The organism is Sphingobacteriales bacterium, from assembly GCA_016706405.1.
Lineage (GTDB): Bacteria > Bacteroidota > Bacteroidia > Chitinophagales > UBA2359 > BJ6.
Genome location: JADJJT010000002.1, coordinates 236,766 through 258,068, shown reverse-complemented (window position 1 = coordinate 258,068; position 21,303 = coordinate 236,766). Strand labels below are relative to the sequence as shown.

Below are 21,303 nucleotides of genomic sequence, written 5' to 3'. Positions count from 1 at the left end.
TGACTAAGGTGTTATGGCGCACTTTTACTTTTTACATTTTTTTTATTATCGTTTTATAATAAAAAACTAAGTTTTGTTGGCAAAGATAAGGTTATTATACTAAAATTTGTACGAAAAAATTTTTTCTAAAAATATTTTTGCTCAAAAATATTAAGGCACCGGATCATGGCCATGCCCCCCCCACGGGTGGCAACGCAATATACGCCGCAAAGCCATAAAGCCGCCTTTAAACGGCCCATATTTTTTAATTGCCTGTGCTGCATACCGCGAGCAAGTGGGGGTGTACCGGCAAGATGGCCCTAATAAAGGCGAAATAAACAGTTGATAAACTTTAATAAGCAATAAAAAAATACTGCTCAACAGCCAATTAATTGGTTTAAATAATTGGTTTATTAGTTTCATCATCTAATAATATAGATTTGTTTACAATACAGTTTTGGTAAACATGTGTTAAAAGATGAGCAACTATGTTGACAATTTGTTCAAAAGGCAATAATTTAGGTGCTACATAGCACAAAGCTATAATAATTTTAGGTAATGGTTCGCTATAAAGTACCATACCACCCTCGTTAATGTACTGACTATTGTTATGCTGGGGTGAAAGCAGGTTTTGGTTTAACCTAAATGCTTCGCGCAACAAACGTTTTGCCCTGTTGCGGGCTACTGCATGACGAAAATAACGTTTAGGCACTACAAATAAAACTTGAAAATCAAGCATTTGCCGGGCTGGGGCCGCGCTCCAAATTATTTTTACCGGATGCAGTTTTTTTGCCTTTCCATTTTCAAACAGGTTGGTAATTGCAGTTTTATTCTTTAAACTAACCTTGCGCTGTAGTGGGTATTTTTTCAAGCTGGTTCGATGATGTTTTTTTAGAGTTAAAAAATATCCGGATAAAAAAATGTGCCACGCACAAGAGCAAAAATAAAGCTGATAACGAATAAGTTTAAAATCAAAACTACTATTGTCCTATTTCTATACAATATTAAACAAATATTTTCGAGGTAATATTGCTTTGTACAACTTGTTTATTTATTGAAATTTAATGGCTTTTACGGGTTCTATTTTTGTAACTAACCAGGTTGGCAACAGCAATACTAAAACACAAATAAGCAGCGTACCAATATTTAAGACGGCTATAGCAAACCAATCAATAGCAATTGGGGCGGTGCTAATATAATACGACTCTTCGGGCAGGGTAATAAATCCAAATTTTTGCTGCAACCAACAAAGCCCTAATCCGGCAATATTGCCCAAAACAAGCCCTATGCTTGCAATAATGGCGGCATTATACAAAAATATCTTTCTTACGCTCCAGTTTGTTGCGCCCAAGGCTTTTAGTACGCCAATCATATTAGTTCGTTCTAAAATTAAGATGAGCAAAGCTGTAATCATGTTTATAACTGCAACAATTAGCATGAGTACGATAATTACCACCTCGTTCATGTTTTGCAGGTTTAGCCATTCAAAAATATTAGGGTCAATACTTTTTAGGTTTTGGGCAATTTGGTCTTGTGGAACTATATTGTAAATGGCATCGCTGGTGGCATCCAATTGATTGATATCGTTTAAAAAAACCTCAAATCCGCCAATATCTTGGGGCTGCCATCCTTCGTTTAGTTTTTGGATATGTTTAATATCAACCAATGCGTATCGCTCGTCGTATTCTTCCATGCCTGTATTATAAATGCCGGCAATAATAAACCTGCGCGCACGCGGCGGGTTTTGAACAAAACGAACCGTTATACTGTCGCCAACCGAAAAGTGCATTCGGTTAGCTGTAATTTGCGACAATAAAATTAAATTGCTTTTTGAGGTGTCGTTAATAGTAAATGTTTTTCCGGATACTATATATTTTTCAAAAAATGACCAATCAAAATCAGTGTCAACACCTTTAAGAACAATTCCTTCAAAATTGCCTTCGGTGGTAATAATGCCGGCCTTACGCGCATAAGCCTGCACGTGCCTAATATTGGTCATTGTATCTATTGTAGTTAAGTAGGGCTGATTTTTGGCAATCGGTGCAGCATCATCGTAACCACCGCCACCTTTAAACGAGCTAATTTGTACGTGTCCTAAAAACCCAAATAGTTTATTGCTTATTTCGCGCTGAAACCCGTTTACCATAGCCGTTGCTATTATCATTACGCTAATAGAAAGTGCTACCGCCAAAATAGCAATACGAACAATAAACCCCGAAAAAGAGCGAAAATTGCCTAAAGCCATCCGGCGGGTTATAAACAAAGGTAAGTTCACGGTTTTAAAAAAGAATTAGCTTGTTCTTTTAAAGATATTTAGCCAGTACAAAAAGCGCAACAAAGTTACATCGTTAATTTAAGAGCTACAAACCAATTTTGTTTTAGTGGATAAAGGATAGCGAAACTTGGCTGCCAGTTCATTTTCCGGAAAAAAGAAAATAATAGAAGCTATAATTGTGTGGTTTTCCAAATTTCTTTCTTGATAATTCATTTAAATTAATTTTTTAGCAACCAGTTGTATAATGGTTTTCCTAAGGGTATTTTAGCAAAAAAGGAGTAATAATACCGCACATTAAGCCATCCTAATTTGGCAGCGCTTAGGTAAACAATTAATGTATATACAAATAACGATGCTACAAAACCCAAAAAAGAAAACGCAGCCTTACCCGCTATTAGGCGTATCGTTAAAGCAAGCACTACATAATACAATGCCTGTTTTATAATATTGCGCAGTGGTATGGTAGCCCATAGTGGTTGTTTAATAACTTGCATTGATTTTCGCAACAACAACAAATATAACAATGCGTTGGTGAGTAATAATGCTAATGCCCCCCCTTGTATATTTAAATAATGTATTAAAACCCAACTGACAAGCAAATTAAATAATAAAACTTGCCAATTAATACGCAATATTAACGACGCACTATTGGTAAGATTTAACACATCGGCATAATTGGTAATTTTAAATAACAATATTAAATTAGCTATAAAAAATATTGGTGTACTGTCAATGTATTTTTGGCCGTAGTACAAAGGCACAAAACAGGCCGCAAATACTAATAAAAATGCAATTACCGGATAAATTAAGGCGGCCGTTTGGGCAGCTATATCGCGCTTAAGCCTTATAAACTCGGCGATACGATTTTGCTGCAACATAATGGCCATGTCGGGTAATAAAATAGTGCCTACCGATATATACACATAACTTATTAAAGGCAATTCGGCTATGCCGTTTCTAAACAAGGCAAAAACTTCTGTCCCATAGTTCCAGCTTATAAGCTGTCCGGCAATTAGAATATAACAAAAGCTCAGGGTTTGAGTTATTGCTAACGGAAAACTTTGTTTCCAAGCTGGTTTTAATATAGACCATTCTATGGATGCCCCTTTAGCCAATAAGTGGCGCGGCATTGTGGCTAACCCATATATACCCTGAAACAGCGGCACTAAATAAAAACTAATGATAAGCGCTTCAACCGTATTATATACTTGTACGGCAACCAACATTGCCAACAACCTGATTAACGTACCCAACACCGACACACCCAAATAGTGTTTACTGTGTCTGTAATGTATTAAAGTATGGCAAATGGGATTTACCGCCATTTGAAGTGGCAAATGAAATGCGTACAAGGCAGTTAAATAGCCTAAATGAGGATTGTTAAAGACAATACTTGCAACCGGAGAAATAACTAATATTGCCCCCATACTAATAAGACCTAACAATATATACAAGGCCATAAACGACCTAAAAATAGTTGCATCCGGATATTGCTTGCGCGCCAAATACAACGAAAAAACAGTGGCTAAGCCTGTATTTGCCAAATTGCGCAGCAAATCAGATACCAACATAACCTGCCCATAAGTGCCATAATCTGCTTTACTAAGTGCCCTCGCTAACCAAGGGGTAAAGATAAACAGTAAACCCACGTTCAAAAACTGCCCAATTAGCAATAAGCCAACACTAACCGATTTTGAAGATGTTTGTTGCGCCATAAAATTAACAAACGAACGAACGAAACGAACTATTAACGCTAATTCTACTTAATCGCGGTGAGGCGGCAGGGGGGTATTAGTATTTGTTGAGGTGGTGGGCGTGGTGGTGGTGGTAGTTGCTGGTGGTGGTTGAGTTGGCGGTGGTGGTGTAGGCCGATTTTGGGTAGAATTAGTAGCAGTACTTTCAGGCAAACACGTGCCTACCGACAAATCGCGTGCTTTATTTAAAACAAGTATAAAGGACTCCCGGATTTTTGATGTGCGCTGAAAAATATTATCCATTTGGCAATGTGCAAAGCGCGCCACTGGCTCAATATACGGATAAACATTCGACTCCGCAGTGGTTTCTTTTTCTACCATCCGGCTATTTTCGGTAATATTGGTGGCTAAACTAAACAAATAAATTAAAGTGGCCATCCATGCTAATCCGCCCAATGCTTTTGCCAAATGAAACTCTTTGGCTTTATTGCCATAAACATAGGCTCGTTCTAAAATATAAAAAACCGAAAACCAAAATCCTATTTGCATTAAAAAAGCAATTATCGGAAAATAATTTGCAGAAATACGCCCTCCACCCGCCATTAACAAAATGCGGGTAAAAAAGGGGTAAAACATAATCGAGGCAGCAATGCTCGAAAAAAGTTTGAATAAAAAAAATAGGGTTCCACTAAAGTGTGGCTGCATTATTTTTACCAAACCAAAGCCAATAACGGCTATAAAAGCTATATCAAGTGGGTTCATATTTCAAGCGGCAAGTTAAAAAAATGTGGCGCAAACGCATTTGATAGGGAGGCGGTGGTAGGCATCGGGTAATTGTATAAATACAAAGTTTGATCCAGGTTGCTTGCAAAATATTTATTGTTTGCGCGCACACGAGTTTAGTTCGCAGCTTGTGTGTATATTTTATCTTAATAAATGCAAAGATACATTAAGATTTAGTAACTTATAGTTTAGTTGGTTAAAAAATTACATTTTTAGCAAAAAAAGCGATTACTACTGTAGCAGTTGCTTTACAGTTTCGGCTATGGTTTTACCATCGGCGCGGCCTGCAAATTGTTTGTTAGCCTCGGCAATTACTTTGCCCATTTCTTTGGGCGATGTAGCCCCAGTTTGGGCAATAATTTGTTTTAAGGCCGCGATTAATTCGTCGGAGGTAAGTTTTTGTGGTAAGTAACGTTCAATAATTTGCAATTCTTCGCGCTCGGTTTGGGCTAAATCGGGGCGGTTTTGTTGTACAAATATATTAATTGAGTCGTTGCGTTGTTTAGCTAATTTCGATAATATTTTAATTTCGTCGGCTTCGGTAAGGTCGCCGCTATTGCCTTCGCTGGTTTTGGCTAATAGTATGGCCGATTTAATGGCACGCAAACTGCGCAAAGCGGCTTGGTCTTTAGCGCGCATAGCCTCTTTAATGTCGTCGTTAATTTTAATTTCTAAAGACATAGATTTTGTAAGTTAGTAAAAAAATAATAATGTTAGAGCCTGTCTAAATTTTATTTTCTAATTCTATTAAGCATCAATTTTATCATGGCAAGTTGGATCATTGTCTGGCTCGTTTCGGTTTGGAACTCAAAGTCTTTACTCAATCTTCGATAGTTTTCGAGGCATGCAAAAGTTCTTTCAACAATCCATCTTTTTGGCAATACTCTGAATTTCGAGGCTGTATTCGATCTACTTACAACCTCAACCACCCACCCAAACGTTTTGCGGGTATTTTCAATTAACTCGCCTCTATACCCGCCATCAGCTACTATCTTTACCAATCTGCAAAACCTGCCTCTGAGGTCAGCTATAACCATTGGGGCTGATTTACTGTCATGCTCATTTGCCGCATGAACCACAACCGCTAAAAGTAGTCCCATTGTATCTACAATAATATGCCGCTTTCTGCCTTTAACTTTTTACCCCCGTCAATCCCTCTGCACAAGCCTCCGACGCTTGTTGTCTTTACGCTCTGGCTATCAATTATACCAACACTTGGCGATGAAGCCCTGCCTGCTTGCTTTCGAGTCTTATCCCTGAGTATTTCATGGATGAGTTCTATCGTCCCATCCTTCTTCCACTTGGTAAAATAGTAGTAAACAAGCTTCCATGACGGAAAATGGAACGGCAGCATGCGCCATTGACAGCCAGTTTAAGCAAATAGAACAGCGCATTAAAAATTTCTCTTAAACTGTGTTTTCGTTTCCGTTTGTCGTCTAAAATGCCTAATATTGCACTCCATTGACTATCGGTGAGACTGCTTGGGTAGGTTTTCATTTTACTTTATGTGTTTGATTTTCATAAAGCTATGAATTATTATTTAAACGTCAAACTGATAGTCTTTTATTCACATCTCTTTTAATAACTTTTTTCCTATCAATTTTTAGGACTGGCATGCCAATTTTTAATTTTTAGACAGTCTCTTATTCTATTTCTTATTTATACGTTATATGAATACCGGATGGTTATATATTTAGGCTAAATAGCAAAGACAATCTGAATGCCCTAAGCCAAGGGCAAAATTAATCATTTTTTCCGGATTTTATTTTTTGCCCCTGTAATGCTCTTTGGTTGTCTGCACAGACTTTAACATTTATCAATACCGCTAATTTTCTTAAAAAGTTCCCGTTTTTAGTATTATTTTGCCCTAACTGAAAGGTAAATAAATCAAAATCAAACAATATTTATATTATATGCTTTAATTTTATGGTCTAATAATTCGGGAAGGGTTAAGTTAAAAAGCGTAATTTTGCCGCTTATATATTGTTTACTGGTAGTTTTTTGTTCTATTAATTAATTGATTGATTGATTGACTGTTAGTTTAAGGTAGCTACTGCATGCAACGACCATCTATTGTATATTCTCAAATTATTAAAACCAAACTCGAAGGCAAAAAGCAACTTGCAGTATTGGTTGATCCGGATAAATTGCAATTAACTGATGTGCCCTCACTTAGCACGCTGGCTTTGCAAGCCGGTGTGAATTATTGGTTTTTGGGTGGCAGTTTGGTTACCAAACATCAAACCGACGACCTGGCGCAAGCCTTAAAGCAGCACAGTTCCTTGCCCGTTATTTTATTTCCGGGGAGCCCGCTACAATTAACCCCAAGTGCCGATGCGGTTTTATTTTTATCGTTAATATCGGGCCGAAATCCCGATTTACTTATTGGCCAACATGTTATAGCTGCCCCATTAGTGCAGGCAATGCGCCTCGAAGCACTACCAACCGGATATGTTTTGATTGACGGCGGCACTGCTACAACGGTATCGTACATGAGCGGCAGTAGCCCCATACCCGCCAATAAACCCGATATTGCAGCCTGTACCGCCCTCGCTGGCGAACTGTTAGGTTTAAAATTAATTTATTTAGATGCCGGCAGCGGTGCCATAAATAGTGTACCTATTGCAACTGTGGCAGCCGTTAAACAACAAATTGAGATTCCTTTAATTGTAGGTGGCGGCATAAAAACGCCACAACAAGCTGCTGCTTTATGCCAAGCTGGTGCCGATTTGTTGGTAATTGGCACTGCTTTTGAGCAAAACCCACAATTAATGTTAGATATAGCCAAAGCTATACGTTAAACAACAAACAAACTGCTAATAACTACGCAGTTATCAAGGGTTTGTTTTTCGCTTATGTCTAAGGATATGCTACAGCAATAAATCCGGAAAAAATTAGGCGGCAAAAGCAGCTTTTTCATCAACTAATAAATGGGTTGCCAAAAACTCTTCCATGGCTTTGTAAAATTCAAACTTGTTTTCTTGGTTCAAAAATCCGTGACCTTCGTTGTCTTTAACCATATAGTTTATTGTAACACCGCGTTTTTGCAAGGCTTCTACAACCTGGTCGCTTTCATTAATGTTTACACGTGGGTCTTTGGCACCTTGTGCTATAAACAGAGGCACTTTAATATTATTAACATGGAAAACGGGCGAAGCTGCCGTAAAATAGTCTTTATCGTGTTCGGGGTGGCCAACCATTTGGTACATTTGGTCTAAAAAAACCTCCCAATACGGCGGTATTGATTTCATGAAGGTAAACAGGTTCGAAACGCCTACATAGTCTATGGCACAGGCATATAAATTAGGTGTAAAAGTAATGCCCGCCAAAGTTGCATAGCCCCCATAACTGGCACCATAAATGGCAATACGCTGCGGGTCGGCAATTCCTTGTTCAATTAGCCATTGTACGCCATCTGTAATATCGTTCTGCATTGTAAGCCCCCATTGTTTAAAAGAGGCCTCCCAAAATTTGCGGCCAAAACCTACCGACCCTCTAAAGTTCATTTGCAAAACGGCATAGCCTCTGTTGGCCAAAAACTGCACTTCGGGATTAAAGCCCCAATGGTCGCGTGCCCACGGGCCGCCGTGTGGGTTTACTACAACGGGTAGTTTAGAGGCTTCGACCCCAACCGGTAAAGTTAAATAGCCGTGTACTGTTAAACCGTCTCGGGTGGTGTATTTAATTGGGCGCATTTCGGCAAGTTCATACTTGTCCATCCAAGGCGAGTTATCGGCCAAAAATTGCAAAGTATTGGTAGTGGTGTTATAAACATAAAAACTGCCTAATTGCCGGTCGCTGTAGGTGCGAACTAGCCAAATTTTTTCGTCTAAACTCCGGCTAATAACGGCAATTTCCAATTGATTGTTGGGTAATAAACTTTTAAGTTGTTGGTAGTTTTGGGCAAAATCGGCATCTAAAAAGTGCATTTCCTGTTTCCACGCCTCGTAAATTACGGCTTGAGGTTTCCATGTGAGGCGCGAGATGCGGCATCCGGTACAATCAACTTCCGGATGTTCAAAAATCAAATCCAACTCTTTATTATTGGCAATATCATACCGAACCAAAGCGGCTTTGTCGCGGTTTATGTTCGACAAAGCGTAGATATGTTCGTTGTTGGCATCAAAGGCTATTGCCTCAAAACTATCTTTAAAACTAAACGAAAGTATTTTTTCAAACTTGTCTTGCGCTGTTTTCCGGTGGCAAATGTATGTTGTTGCCCCTTCTACGAGCGTAACCATCCGGACGGCGCCTTCTTGGTCGCAAGTAAAACTTAGGTAGCCCCCCGGGTTTTCAAGCACTAACTCAGCTTGACTAGTGCGGATATTTAGTTTATAAACATCGAAATGGCGTTTGTCGCGGTGATTATGGGTAATTAAAATTTCATCTTGGTGACCGTTGAGCAATAAATCAATAATATTAACTTTAATACCATCAAAAGGTGTTAACAAAACGGCATCTTCAAGGCCCGATTTATGTACGCTGTACAAACGAAAGTTTTCATCGCCGTCTGTATCTTTTAAATAAAGGATATAGTCGTCATTTCCCCAAAAGCAGCCTGCTATATTTCGGTCGGTGCTATTGGTTAAAAGGTGCTTTTCTTCCGGATGCTCAATAAGGGCGGTATAGACATTTAACCGGTTGGCATAAGGAGCCAACCAAGCTATATTTTGCCCGTTCGGCGAAATGGCAAAACCTGTTTTCTCGGGCATCTTAAAAAAATCTTCTAAAGGTATGGTCGGCGTGAATGGTATTTGCATACTATTTTAAAAAAATATATTAAACAAAATGCGATAACAAATAATTAACGCAAAGGTACAAAATAAAGCCGATATTATTAATAATTACACTTTTTACTTTATAAGAATTAACATCATTTAAACTTATTTCCGGATTTTCAAGGTAAAAAAGCCTGCGTCATCCGGAAAAATAAGTTTAATTTTGCAGGCAATTTTAACGAAAGGGCTTTTATTTGCTAACTCAGTATTCGCCATTCTGGTTAGCATGGTGCAATATTATACAAGCCATTCAACTTGTTTTATTTTATCCATCTATCATACACAAGGCAAAAATTGCATTAATTACTTTATTTATTTATTTATGGAAAGCAACTACCGCAAAGGGCTAACTTTTGACGATGTGCTGTTAATACCAGCCTACTCAGAAGTTTTGCCTCATCAAGTTGACTTAACTACACAACTTACACCAACCATAAGGCTAAACATGCCCCTAATAAGCGCTGGCATGGACACTGTTACCGAAAGCCGGATGGCTATTGCTATGGCACGCGAAGGTGGTATTGGCATTATTCATAAAAACATGAGCATAGAACGCCAAGCCGACGAGGTGGACAAAGTAAAACGCTCGCAGAACGTAGTTATTAATAATCCGTTTTATTTATCGCCCAACCACAAAGTACACGAGGCCGATGCCTTAATGGCAAAATATCGAATTTCGGGGGTGCCCGTAACCGAAGGGCAACGTTTGGTAGGTATTATAACCAACCGCGATATTAGGTTTGAAACCGACCATAACAAGTATATATTTGAGGTAATGACGGGCAAAAACTTAATTACAGCACCCTCGGACACTACTTTAGACGAGGCAAAAAAACTACTTCAGTTTCATAAAATTGAAAAACTGCCTTTGGTTGATGCCGAAGGCCATTTAACCGGATTAATTACTATTAAAGATATTGAAAAATCAATACAGTACCCCCATGCAGCCTTAGATGCACAGGGCCGTTTATTGGTAGGTGCTGCCTTGGGCAATACCCCCGACCTGTTACAAAGAACCGCCGCTTTAATACAAGCTGGTATTGATGTGGTAGTGTTAGATACCGCCCACGGCCACTCGTTAGGCGTAATACAAGCTGTAGAGCGCTTAAAAAATACCTACCCCAATTTACAAATTATTGCCGGAAACGTAGCCACAGCCGCCGCCACCAAAGCCTTAATTGCCGCCGGTGCCGATGCCATAAAAGTAGGCATAGGCCCAGGCTCAATATGTACTACAAGGGTTGTAGCAGGGGTTGGCGTACCGCAAATTACAGCCGTAACCGATTGTGCCGAAGCAGCACTGCCTTACAATATACCTGTTATTGCCGATGGTGGAGTAAAATACAGTGGCGATATAGTAAAAGCCATAGCTGCAGGTGCCAGTACCTGTATGCTGGGCAGCATTTTTGCCGGATGCAAAGAAAGCCCCGGCGCTACCGAATTATACCAAGGCCGCCGGGTTTAAAGTGTACCGGGGTATGGGTTCGCTGGCGGCTATGCGGCGCGGCAGCAAAGACCGGTATTTTCAGCACGGAGCTAACAAATTAGTGCCCGAAGGTATTGAAGGGCGTGTTGCCTACAAGGGCCGCTTAGCCGATACCGTTTACCAACTGTTAGGTGGTATTAAAGCCGGAATGGGTTACTGCGGCACCCCAAACATACCCAGCCTGCATCAGTCGGCACAATTTATGGTAATTACCGGCGCCGGCCTCCGCGAAAGCCACCCCCACGACGTAGATATTACAAAAGAAGCCCCCAACTATACAGTAAAGTAAAGTAAAGTAAAATAATTAATAAAGTTACTATTTTCATTAATATCGTCTAAACTTAAGCATAACAACTTACTGCCAATATTAGTAGTTAAGCAAAAAGTACAACTTAACATTTGCTGCCTTTATACTACTTTATTATGAAAAAAGAAATCTTTAGCCTCATTTGCCTTTTATTTTTAGGTATGCCTTTAGGATTTATTGTAACTGCCAAAGCACAAACAACCATGCAAGCAGGCAAAATGTACACCTACAACAACGAAGGCAATTTAATTGAACTGCACACCCCAATTGCCAATTTTTCAACTACAAAATATAACTTAGGGAATATTGAAGCCGGCGAACCCGCACATGTTGATTTTACAGTGAAAAATGTTGGCAACGAGCCTTTATTAATTGCCGATGTAAAAACCTCGTGTGGTTGCACCTCGCCCGGATGGACAAATGCAGCCATAATGCCCGGCCAGGTGGGGTTTATCAGTGCCCGCGTTGAAACAAAAGGCCGATCAGGCTCTTTTATACACACCGTGATGGTACTTACAAATGCCACCGACACACCCAGACAATTGCTTACCCTTACGGGCACCGTAATACCTAAGCCGACTAACAGCGACGATGCCGCCCCACAATGGCAGGCAACCAGCAACCCGCTTGAGGATGGCGATAATTAGACAACGAAAACAACTTTGCTTGCAGTTATTTTGGTTAGTCAATGTTTTAGCGCAACATAGATTATGTATAAGCTATGTATAGTAGCATAGTGCAAACTAAATTTGTTTGAAACTTAAATTTTGCTTCCTCCATAGCAATTTATCCGGAAATATTGCCCCAAAAGTAGCGCCTTGTCTTAAAAATAAGGCATCAATTCTTAAAATTAAAATCTGATTTAAGAAAAATAATCTCTTTTTTATACTAATTAAGAAAAAGGGTAAAATATGGTTCCGGAATTTTATCGAAAATGTGTAATGATGTTTTTTTATTATTTATTGCCTTTGTTGTGAGGTTCGATATTGCTGTAATGCTTGTGTAGTAAGCATTTTACGATTTATACCTACTTTGCCATAGGTAAAAAACTATCCCGTAAAAAAATATATCCGGATAAAAAAGCCTGTTTTTTTTATATCATTTTTGTAATTGCAACCCCCTTGTCCATGGCGGTAATTTTGTGTCATCAAAAATAATTAATCATTTTTTTAACACAAAATATTTTACTTCGCCATGACTAATTTTTTGACTTTCCAAAACTGCGCTTTAACTTTATTACTTAGCGCGCTTTTAAGTTTAACTGCGTTTGCCCAAGAACCCATTGACACTGCCACCATTCAACCCGCCGCCGATTACTACGAGTGGATAGATGGCCAAAGTTCCTTAATGATTAATGTAGCCGATATTTTGGCTAACGATCTATGCATCACCGACGACCCTGTAGTTTGTAAAGATTTACTAAAAGGTTTGTACGTTACAGAAATAGGACAGCCCGACTTCGGAAAGGCAGTTTGGGATGTTGACCTAATTTTTTATTACCCAAACTCCGAATTTTTCGATAATGGTTACGACAAAATAAACTATACCATATCGAACGCCAACGGCATAAAAGGCGAACATTTAACTGGGGTGATTTATATTTACAAAAAAGGTATTGACCCTGTTATCCTGCCATGTTTAACATTTACACCTTTTTGCACCTACCCTAATTTAATTTGTAACCCAGGAATTTGCAGCAATATACCTAACTATCTAAATATTTGCACAGGAAGCCCGGTAAATTGTTGGTCGGGCACACATGGCACGCCAAATGGCGTTGCTGCTAACTGGCCTTATGCAGGCGGTATTGATGCTGGTTATGTAAGCATGTGGGCATTAGCTAATGCCGGCGGCGGCACATCACACGGCGAGGGTTTAAAAACCAATGTAACGATAAACCCAAACAGCATGTATTTATTTGCCTACAACCGCGCTACCCCCGCAAGCAACACTTTAAACAATGCCATTGTAAGTTTGCATAGCAGCGTAGCCACTTGTGTTGGTACTGCCTACGACCCCGCTACGTCCACTCCTAACCAAAATATTTTAACCGAAACAAACCTTACTACTAACACCACAATGCAAACGGCTTTTACTTGTTTTACAACAGGCAGCCAAGGCTATAGTGAATTAGCTATTTACCCGCGCCAAAACAGCGGCAGTGCACAAAGCATTTTAAGTGTTGACAGGGTTGATTTAGTTGAGCTTCCATTGCCGTTATCTTATGCTTACACAGCGTTGTGCAACCAACAAACAGTACTTCAGGGGCCTAATATTTGTTTGCCTCCGGGTTTCGGCTGGCAATGGTATTTGAATAATACTTTAATTACAGGCGCAACAAGTGCCACTTATATAGCCGCACACAACAGCAACGGCACATATAATTACAGCATCCAACTTACCTACCCAACAAGTGGTATTAATTACGGCGGGTGCAAAAAATATGGCTTAGATTATATGCTTACCGTTGACGGGTGCCCATGCGATAACAATTTATGGTTTAATGGTACTTTTGAAACCTCTGCTAACGCCGTAGCCTCCGGAATGCCCGTAGCGCAATACACCCCATCTTATTTTGAGCCTATTCAGCCCAATTTTTGGCCTGTTTTATTTCCTAATCCGCAAATACCCGACCACACTACCGGAACCATTAGTGGCCACTTTTTTTGGCAAGACCACGTGCGAAATAATTGTAATTTTACCTGCATGCCCCCTACTTCTGGCGGAGTTGATTTGGTAATCCTACAACAAAATATAAATACCGTTGCCAGCGGAACTTATACTTTTAGTGCCTGGGTTTGGCCACCCGCTTGCCAAACAGCCGGAAAAATAAGCCTTGAAGTAAACGGCACCACCTATTTAACCCACAATTTTGCAACCGACCCTAATTGTGTACCGCAACAATGGCAGCAAATTAGTACCACCATTACCGGCACCGGCCTGCCTATGACCTTTGCCCTTATTGCCGATGATGAAATTTATATGGGCTACGATTTTGCTATTGACGATATTGAAGTGTGTGGGCCAAGCTGCTCGGAAAGCAATTTTGTAGCAAACCTATCGGCACAAACTTTTGGCTACGCAATAAGTCCGGGCACACTTAACGCCACCTTTACCGTACCTGCCGGCGTATTACCCACCGACCTTGTTGAATGGGATATTAATTGCGACAACAGCATTGAAAGCACGCTAAATCCAAGCTATACACATACCTTTGCGGCATCGGGCACTTATGTAGTGTGCCTAACCGTTAAACGAGTAAGCGGCAGCGACACCTGCGAGGTTACCCTCACCAAAAAAGTAACTATACCACTAACCTGCAATGAGTTTACAACACAAATGCAAAACGCACCACTGCCGGTAGATATGAGCTTATTGCCAACTGTAACCTTTTATCCTCCTTTTGGCTTATTAACAAGTGATGTGGTAATATGGGATACTAATTGTGATGGAGTTCCGGAATTTACCGGAAATGGCAGCACACCCTTTGTAGCATCCGGATTGCCCTGCGGCCCGCAAACTATTTGTGTCAGAATCATCCGGACTTTTGTTTACCAAACCGGTCTCAATGGCGAAATTTTAGATGTCGATTGCGAAGTAAAACTCGAAAAACAGATCGTTATTCCTTGCGACAAACCTTGCTGCGCCGACTTTATGACCGATTTTAACAACTATGGTATAGTAGTTACCCATTTAGGCGGCATAAATTACCAATTTTGTGTATCGGGCAGTTTAACAACCGGAGACATTGTAAACTGGGATATTAACTGCGACTCAACACCCGATACACCTAATAGCCAAGCAGGCAATTGCTTTACCTTTACCTTTGCAACCCCCGGAAATTACACCGCTTGCGCCGAAGTTATACGCCCCAACAGCGATGGTACCGTTTGCAAAATAAAACTTAACACCTGTTTTGATGTGGTTGATACACCCGAACCCTGCTTATGCGATAAATTACAAACTAATGTTAGCTCTGGGTTTATCTACAATACTACTTTAGACTCGTTTACCCCTGTAGCCCTACTGCCTTGCGATGTAGTTACCTGGACTTGGGGCGACAACAGCCCAAATACTACCTCTATAGGCAATAATACAGTTTACCATACCTACAGTACATCCGGCAGCTATTACGTTTGTATGATGGTACAACGCACCGATGACCAAGGGTTGGTTTGCTACGCTGAGAAATGCGACCTAATTAGTGGTTTTGCCTCCCCTCCTAACCAATTGCCTACCAATGTGCAACCACAAGTAGCACCTAACCCCACCGAAAATTATATTACTATTACTTTTAGCGATATAGCCCCTGCCGTACACACCGTAAACCTAACTACGCCCGATGGTAAAATTGTAACCACCAAAACCATTATGAACGGCATGTTAACACAAAGCCTCGATTTAGGTGCATTGCCACAAGGTTTATATGTATTGTACTTCTATAACCAACAAGGAGTGCTTGTAGCTAACCCGCAAAAAATAGTAAAAATATAAAAAAGTTGATAATTAGCTAAGAAATGGCAATTACGTGTTGTTAAGTAGCCATTAGCAAACGGGCAGTGTTTAAAGTATTGACACTGCCCGTTTTTAATTTTCGCACTATAAAAGATTAAATTTAGGGGTCAAAAAAATAAGTTGATTATTTTTAGCCGTATGCCATATCCTTTTTGTAATTTTGCACGCAAATTTAAACGAAACTCAAAATTATATTGTTTTTATTAGCAATATAATGAGATTTAAATTAAAAATTAACTAAATTCGTTATGTCTTGGTTTGGAAGTTTTTTATCCTCATCAATTGGTCGGAAAACCATTATGAGTTTGACTGGATTGTTCTTATGCTTGTTTTTAGCCGTACACATGTCGGGTAATTTGCAGCTATTTAAAAACGATTGTGGCCAGTCTTTTAATATATACACCAAATTTATGACCAACTTTGGGCCAATAAAAATAATATCGTATGTAACCTACTTTTTTATTCTGCTCCACAGTTTCCAAGGCATTTACTTGGCATACCTAAATAAAAAAGCACGCCCCATAAACTACGCGCAAACTAAGGCCAACCAAACAACTTGGGCATCGCGCAGTATGGCTTTACTTGGCACGGTTATGCTGCTTTTTATTGTCATACACATGAAAAGTTTTTGGTTCGAGTTAAAATTTGGCACAGTAGCAACTGTATCGTATGATGGACACGAGTACAAAGATCTATATAAAATTGTTGTCGTTGCTTTTGGCCAATGGTGGTATATAGCTTTTTACCTTTTTTCGGTTGTTGTAGTAGGGCTTCATCTATGGCATGGTTTTCAAAGCGCGTTTCAATCTTTAGGACTTAACCATAAAAAATATACGCCACTTATCAAAGCAATTGGGGTAGCGTTTACGCTTATCATTTCCATAGGCTTTGCCTTGCAACCACTTTATATTTTTTTAAACCATGCTAGTATTACCCAAAATTGCTTAGGGCAATAATTTAACGAAAATACTTCGCCTTTAATTTATCACGCCGCATATTCATTTTCATTTTTGTTTGTTTGAATTTTTAGTTATGCAACTTAATGCCAATATCCCTAACGGTCCATTAGAAAATAAGTGGACACATTATAAGTCAACCGTTAAATTAGTTGCGCCAAACAATAAACGCAAGCTCGATATTATTGTAGTAGGTAGTGGCTTAGCCGGAGGGGCCGCCGCCGCCTCGTTGGGCGAATTAGGCTATAATGTAAAATGTTTTTGTTTTCAAGACTCGCCTCGCAGAGCGCACAGTATAGCCGCACAAGGTGGTATTAATGCAGCTAAAAACTATCAAAATGATGGCGATAGCGTATATCGGCTTTTTTATGATACAATTAAAGGTGGCGACTACCGCTCGCGCGAAGCCAACGTTCACCGCCTTGCCGAAACCAGTGTACAAATTATTGACCAATGTGTAGCGCAGGGCGTACCCTTTGCCCGCGAATATGGCGGCTTATTATCAAACCGTTCGTTTGGAGGGGTACAAGTAAGCCGAACCTTTTATGCTGCCGGCCAAACCGGACAGCAATTACTGATAGGTGCATACAGCGCACTTAGCAGACAAATTGCCGCCAAAACAGTTACCATGTATAACCGCCACGAAATGTTAGATGTGGTATTAATTGACGGCAAAGCACGCGGAATTATTGTCCGGAATTTAGAAACCGGTGCCATTGAACGCCATGCCGCCCATGCCGTTGTTTTGGCAACCGGAGGTTACGGCAATGTGTTCTTTTTATCAACAAATGCAATGGGTAGCAACGTAACCGCAATTTGGAAAGCTCATAAACGCGGCGCATTGTTTGGCAATCCCTGTTTTACCCAAATTCACCCAACCTGCATACCTGTAACCGGCCAATACCAGTCAAAACTAACCCTAATGAGCGAAAGCTTGCGCAACGACGGCCAGGTATGGGTGCCTAAAAAAATTGAAGACCGTCTTAAAAAACCCAATACCATACCCGAAGAAGACCGCGACTATTACTTAGAGCGTATGTACCCCGCCTTTGGAAACTTAGTACCCCGAGATGTAGCCTCAAGAGCCGCTAAAAGGGTATGCGACGAAGGCCGCAGTGTAATTGAAAATGGCGAAGCTGTTTATTTAGATTTTTCGGCGGCTATTAAACGTTTAGGCGAAGACATAGTGCGCGAACGCTATGGCAACCTATTTGAAATGTACGAGCGAATTACCGGAGAAAGCCCCTACAAAACACCAATGCGCATTTATCCGGCAGTACACTATACTATGGGGGGCCTTTGGGTTGATTACGAACTATCCTCTAATATACCCGGATTATACGTTACCGGCGAAGCCAATTTTAGCGACCACGGTGCAAACCGCCTTGGTGCCTCGGCATTAATGCAAGGTTTAGCCGATGGCTATTTTATATTGCCCATAACTATTGGAAACTACCTGGCCAACGAAATTAGGACCGGAAAAATCTCTACCAATCACCCCGCTTTTGACGAGGCTGAAAATACAGTTAAAAACCAAATTCAACACTTATTGCAGGTTAAGGGCAACCAGTCGGTTGACGATATACACATGAAATTGGGCAAAATAATGTGGGATTATTGCGGTATGGCGCGCAACGCCGAAGGGTTGGCCAAAGCAAAAAAAATGATACAAGCATTGCGCGAAGAGTTTTGGCGCGATGTATTTATTCCGGGCGATGACGCTTCTTTTAATCCGGAATTAGACAAAGCCAACAGAGTTGCCGACTTCTTAGAACTTAGCGAGTTAATGGTTGACGATGCCCTACTCAGAAATGAAAGCTGTGGAGGCCATTTCCGCGAAGAGTATCAAGATAACGGCGAAGCCAAACGCAACGACGACCAATTTTTATATGTGGCCGCCTGGCAATATAGCGGCGATGCAGCTAAACCCATTCTACATAAAGAACCACTTGTTTACGAAACCATTAAATTAGTTACACGTAGTTACGTTTAATAAGTTCACAACGTATATTTTTATTATTTTTGCTTGCCTGTATATTTTTTTTAAGTAAATAGCTGTTCAAGCAAGTTGTCGCTTACTATATTTGGTAAAGTAACCTTTAATAATGGCTCGGTTTCCATGGCGCGTTTTATGGCAAAAATGGCTTCGGGGTTGCGAGCCCAGCTACGGCGGGCAATACCATTATTAACATCCCAGTGCAGCATAGCTTGTAGTCGTTGGGTAGCTTCGGGGGTTCCGTCAAGCACCAATCCAAAGCCGCCATTTATAACCTCGCCCCATCCTACCCCACCGCCGTTGTGCAGGCTAACCCAGGTAGCACCCCTAAACGAGTCGCCTATAACGTTATGAACGGCCATATCGGCGGTAAAACGCGAGCCATCGTAAATATTACTTGTTTCGCGGTACGGCGAGTCGGTGCCCGATACGTCGTGGTGGTCGCGGCCAAGCACAACGGGCGCGGTAATTGTGCCCTTAGCAATGGCTTCATTAAAGGCTTTAGCTATCCGGATGCGGCCTTCGGCATCGGCATATAAAATACGAGCTTTCGAGCCAACAACTAATTGATTAGCTTTTGCTGCTTCTATCCAGCGCAAATTGTCGTGTAGCTGAGGTGTAATTTCGGGCGGGGCAGTTTCGAGCATTTGTCGCAGCACTTGGGCGGCTAAAGCATCTGTTGTAGCCAAGTCTTCGTTAGTGTTACTTGTGCAAACCCATCTAAACGGGCCAAACCCGTAATCAAAACAAAGCGGGCCTAATATGTCTTGCACATAGCTTGGGTATTTAAAGTCGATGCCGTTGGCAGCCATCACATCGGCACCGGCACGACTGGCTTCGAGTAAAAAAGCATTGCCATAATCCCAAAAATACATACCTAAGTTAGTACCTAATTTATTGACAGCATTTACCTGCCGAATTAAACTTTGCTGTACCGCAGTACGAAACGCATCGGGATTTTGCGCCATTAAATCTTGAGATTCCTCAAGCGTATATCCGGCGGGATAATACCCTCCGGCCCAAGGGTTATGCAACGAGGTTTGGTCTGAACCCAATTCAATCCGGATATTATGTTGGGCAAAATACTCCCACATATCTACTACATTGCCCTCATAAGCCAACGATACGGCTTGGCCGTTTCCTTTCGCCTGCATTATTCTTGCTGATAGCTGTGCTAAATCGGTATAAACTTCGTCAACCCACCCTTGCCGGTGGCGAAGTGCTACCACTTTGGGGTTAATTTCGGCCACCACGCCTACCGCTCCGGCAATTACGGCTGCTTTTGCTTGCGCTCCTGACATGCCCCCTAAACCCGAAGTTGCAAAAACTACGCCCTGCAACCCATCAGGCCCGGCAATACCAAGCCTGCGTCCGGCATTTAGTACCGTAATGGTTGTTCCGTGTACAATACCTTGCGGCCCAATATACATAAAAGATCCGGCGGTCATTTGGCCATATTGGGTGACCCCCAGCGCATTAAACCGCTCCCAGTCATCGGGTTGCGAGTAATTAGGAATCATCATGCCGTTAGTAACAACTACCCTTGGCGCATCGGGATGCGAAGGGAACAAGCCCAAAGGATGCCCCGAGTATAAAACAAGGGTTTGTTTGTTGGTCATTTTTGCCAAATACTGCATCGTTAGCAAGTATTGCGCCCAATTTTGAAACACTGCGCCGTTGCCGCCGTAGGTAATGAGTTCGTGGGGGTGTTGTGCTACTTCCGGGTCGAGGTTATTTTGTATCATTAGCATAATAGCAGCAGCCTGCGGGGTTTGGCACGGGTAATGACGAACAGGTCTTGCGTGCATAGGGTAAACTGGCCTAAAACGGTGCATATAAATACGCCCAAACTGATTTAACTCGGCTGCAAACTCAGGTGCAAGAACAGGATGATGTTGTACTTGGAAATACCGCAAAGCATTTTTTAGCGCTAACTGTTTTTCGGCAAGCGTTAAAATAGGTTTCCGGATGGGGGCATGGTTTAAAGTGGTATCGTAAACAGGTGGGGGCGGCAACTGAGTAGGAATACCGTTTAAAATATGGGCTTGAAACTCGGCAATAGTCATACAACAAATAAAGAAATGATAGAAACTAACTATCTGTATTTAGAAGGCGTTTAAGAATTAGGCAAAGATACTGCCTACACTAATATTATTAATTGCATTATTGCAAAAACCTGCTTTATTTGTATCAAATTGTGATTTAGTCTTGGAAATAGCATAGCCAAATCTTGAAAAAAGCTTAACTTTGTAGGTTATTTTACATTTTGTTTTTTTTATTACTGTTTTGTTTGCTAATATAGGCAACGAAATACGTTTTTTTTACGTAAAGGAGTTGTTATTTTAGTTGTTGTCTTACGAGAAAAGAGGCAAACAAATCTAAATAGGCACAATAATTTATAACAGATGACAGATATTTTATGCCTATCCATTGCCATTTCCAATTAAAAAATTCATATAAATAAATACACATAACACAGTTTTACTATTCCCAATACTTTATGAAATCCCAAACATTATTACCCCATTTGTTAA

General features: G+C 40.7%; 13 protein-coding genes and 2 pseudogenes. 6 read left to right on the top strand and 9 right to left on the bottom strand.

Annotation, left to right across the window (positions count from 1 at the left end; all coding sequences use genetic code 11):
• Positions 1 to 150: 150 nt before the first annotated feature.
• The 7 genes and pseudogenes from yidD to IPI59_07350 all read right to left on the bottom strand — a co-directional run bounded on the left by yidD (position 151) and on the right by IPI59_07350 (position 6,228).
• Entirely contained in the window at positions 151 to 402 is a 252-nt protein-coding gene (gene yidD / locus IPI59_07380) for a membrane protein insertion efficiency factor YidD (GenBank protein ID MBK7527356.1), read from the bottom strand.
• Positions 377 to 850, bottom strand: a complete 474-nt coding sequence (locus IPI59_07375; GenBank protein ID MBK7527355.1) for a ribonuclease P protein component — start codon at positions 848 to 850, stop codon at positions 377 to 379. The genes yidD and IPI59_07375 overlap by 26 nt, the downstream gene beginning before the upstream one ends.
• Positions 851 to 1,030: 180 nt before the next feature.
• Entirely contained in the window at positions 1,031 to 2,254 is a 1,224-nt protein-coding gene (locus IPI59_07370) for an ABC transporter permease (GenBank protein ID MBK7527354.1), read from the bottom strand.
• Positions 2,255 to 2,472: 218 nt separating this feature from the next.
• Entirely contained in the window at positions 2,473 to 3,969 is a 1,497-nt protein-coding gene (locus tag IPI59_07365; protein MBK7527353.1) for an oligosaccharide flippase family protein, read from the bottom strand.
• A gap of 48 nt (positions 3,970 to 4,017) precedes the next feature.
• On the bottom strand, positions 4,018 to 4,710 hold the full coding sequence (locus tag IPI59_07360) for a hypothetical protein (protein ID MBK7527352.1): 693 nt from the start codon (positions 4,708 to 4,710) through the stop codon (positions 4,018 to 4,020).
• A gap of 252 nt (positions 4,711 to 4,962) precedes the next feature.
• Positions 4,963 to 5,412, bottom strand: a complete 450-nt coding sequence (locus tag IPI59_07355) for a GatB/YqeY domain-containing protein (GenBank protein MBK7527351.1) — start codon at positions 5,410 to 5,412, stop codon at positions 4,963 to 4,965.
• 50 nt (positions 5,413 to 5,462) lie between these two features.
• A pseudogene (locus tag IPI59_07350) lies at positions 5,463 to 6,228 on the bottom strand (IS5 family transposase).
• A 560-nt stretch (positions 6,229 to 6,788) separates the two neighbouring features.
• On the opposite strand from IPI59_07350, the gene IPI59_07345 reads away from it, so the two are divergent.
• Positions 6,789 to 7,532 (top strand): geranylgeranylglyceryl/heptaprenylglyceryl phosphate synthase, encoded by a 744-nt coding sequence (locus IPI59_07345; protein MBK7527350.1) that lies wholly within the window; start codon positions 6,789 to 6,791, stop codon positions 7,530 to 7,532.
• A gap of 93 nt (positions 7,533 to 7,625) precedes the next feature.
• Here IPI59_07345 and IPI59_07340 read toward each other — a convergent pair whose 3' ends face one another.
• Positions 7,626 to 9,491: a S9 family peptidase gene (locus IPI59_07340; protein MBK7527349.1), complete on the bottom strand. Its 1,866-nt coding sequence runs from the start codon at positions 9,489 to 9,491 to the stop codon at positions 7,626 to 7,628.
• A 340-nt stretch (positions 9,492 to 9,831) separates the two neighbouring features.
• On the opposite strand from IPI59_07340, the pseudogene guaB reads away from it, so the two are divergent.
• From guaB to IPI59_07315, 5 genes and pseudogenes are all read left to right on the top strand, one after another.
• Positions 9,832 to 11,284, top strand: a pseudogene (gene guaB, locus IPI59_07335) (IMP dehydrogenase).
• Between the two features lie 134 nt (positions 11,285 to 11,418).
• Positions 11,419 to 11,949, top strand: coding sequence for a DUF1573 domain-containing protein (locus IPI59_07330; GenBank protein MBK7527348.1), 531 nt, complete (start codon positions 11,419 to 11,421; stop codon positions 11,947 to 11,949).
• A 547-nt stretch (positions 11,950 to 12,496) separates the two neighbouring features.
• Entirely contained in the window at positions 12,497 to 15,796 is a 3,300-nt protein-coding gene (locus IPI59_07325; protein ID MBK7527347.1) for a hypothetical protein, read from the top strand.
• A 269-nt stretch (positions 15,797 to 16,065) separates the two neighbouring features.
• Positions 16,066 to 16,773: a succinate dehydrogenase cytochrome b subunit gene (locus IPI59_07320; GenBank protein MBK7527346.1), complete on the top strand. Its 708-nt coding sequence runs from the start codon at positions 16,066 to 16,068 to the stop codon at positions 16,771 to 16,773.
• Positions 16,774 to 16,849: 76 nt separating this feature from the next.
• On the top strand, positions 16,850 to 18,766 hold the full coding sequence (locus tag IPI59_07315; protein ID MBK7527345.1) for a fumarate reductase/succinate dehydrogenase flavoprotein subunit: 1,917 nt from the start codon (positions 16,850 to 16,852) through the stop codon (positions 18,764 to 18,766).
• Positions 18,767 to 18,816: 50 nt separating this feature from the next.
• Here IPI59_07315 and IPI59_07310 read toward each other — a convergent pair whose 3' ends face one another.
• Positions 18,817 to 20,835, bottom strand: coding sequence for a urocanate hydratase (locus IPI59_07310; protein ID MBK7527344.1), 2,019 nt, complete (start codon positions 20,833 to 20,835; stop codon positions 18,817 to 18,819).
• Positions 20,836 to 21,303: the final 468 nt, after the last annotated feature.

What these genes read in the sequence shown, in the direction of transcription:
- yidD (MBK7527356.1), bottom strand. Translation starts at nt 402, where the DNA reads ATGAAACTAATAAACCAATTATTTAAACCAATTAATTGGCTGTTGAGC.
- IPI59_07365 (MBK7527353.1), bottom strand. Translation starts at nt 3,969, where the DNA reads ATGGCGCAACAAACATCTTCAAAATCGGTTAGTGTTGGCTTATTGCTA.
- IPI59_07360 (MBK7527352.1), bottom strand. Translation starts at nt 4,710, where the DNA reads ATGAACCCACTTGATATAGCTTTTATAGCCGTTATTGGCTTTGGTTTG.
- IPI59_07355 (MBK7527351.1), bottom strand. Translation starts at nt 5,412, where the DNA reads ATGTCTTTAGAAATTAAAATTAACGACGACATTAAAGAGGCTATGCGC.
- IPI59_07345 (MBK7527350.1), top strand. Translation starts at nt 6,789, where the DNA reads ATGCAACGACCATCTATTGTATATTCTCAAATTATTAAAACCAAACTC.
- IPI59_07340 (MBK7527349.1), bottom strand. Translation starts at nt 9,491, where the DNA reads ATGCAAATACCATTCACGCCGACCATACCTTTAGAAGATTTTTTTAAG.
- IPI59_07330 (MBK7527348.1), top strand. Translation starts at nt 11,419, where the DNA reads ATGAAAAAAGAAATCTTTAGCCTCATTTGCCTTTTATTTTTAGGTATG.
- IPI59_07325 (MBK7527347.1), top strand. Translation starts at nt 12,497, where the DNA reads ATGACTAATTTTTTGACTTTCCAAAACTGCGCTTTAACTTTATTACTT.
- IPI59_07320 (MBK7527346.1), top strand. Translation starts at nt 16,066, where the DNA reads ATGTCTTGGTTTGGAAGTTTTTTATCCTCATCAATTGGTCGGAAAACC.
- IPI59_07315 (MBK7527345.1), top strand. Translation starts at nt 16,850, where the DNA reads ATGCAACTTAATGCCAATATCCCTAACGGTCCATTAGAAAATAAGTGG.
- IPI59_07310 (MBK7527344.1), bottom strand. Translation starts at nt 20,835, where the DNA reads ATGACTATTGCCGAGTTTCAAGCCCATATTTTAAACGGTATTCCTACT.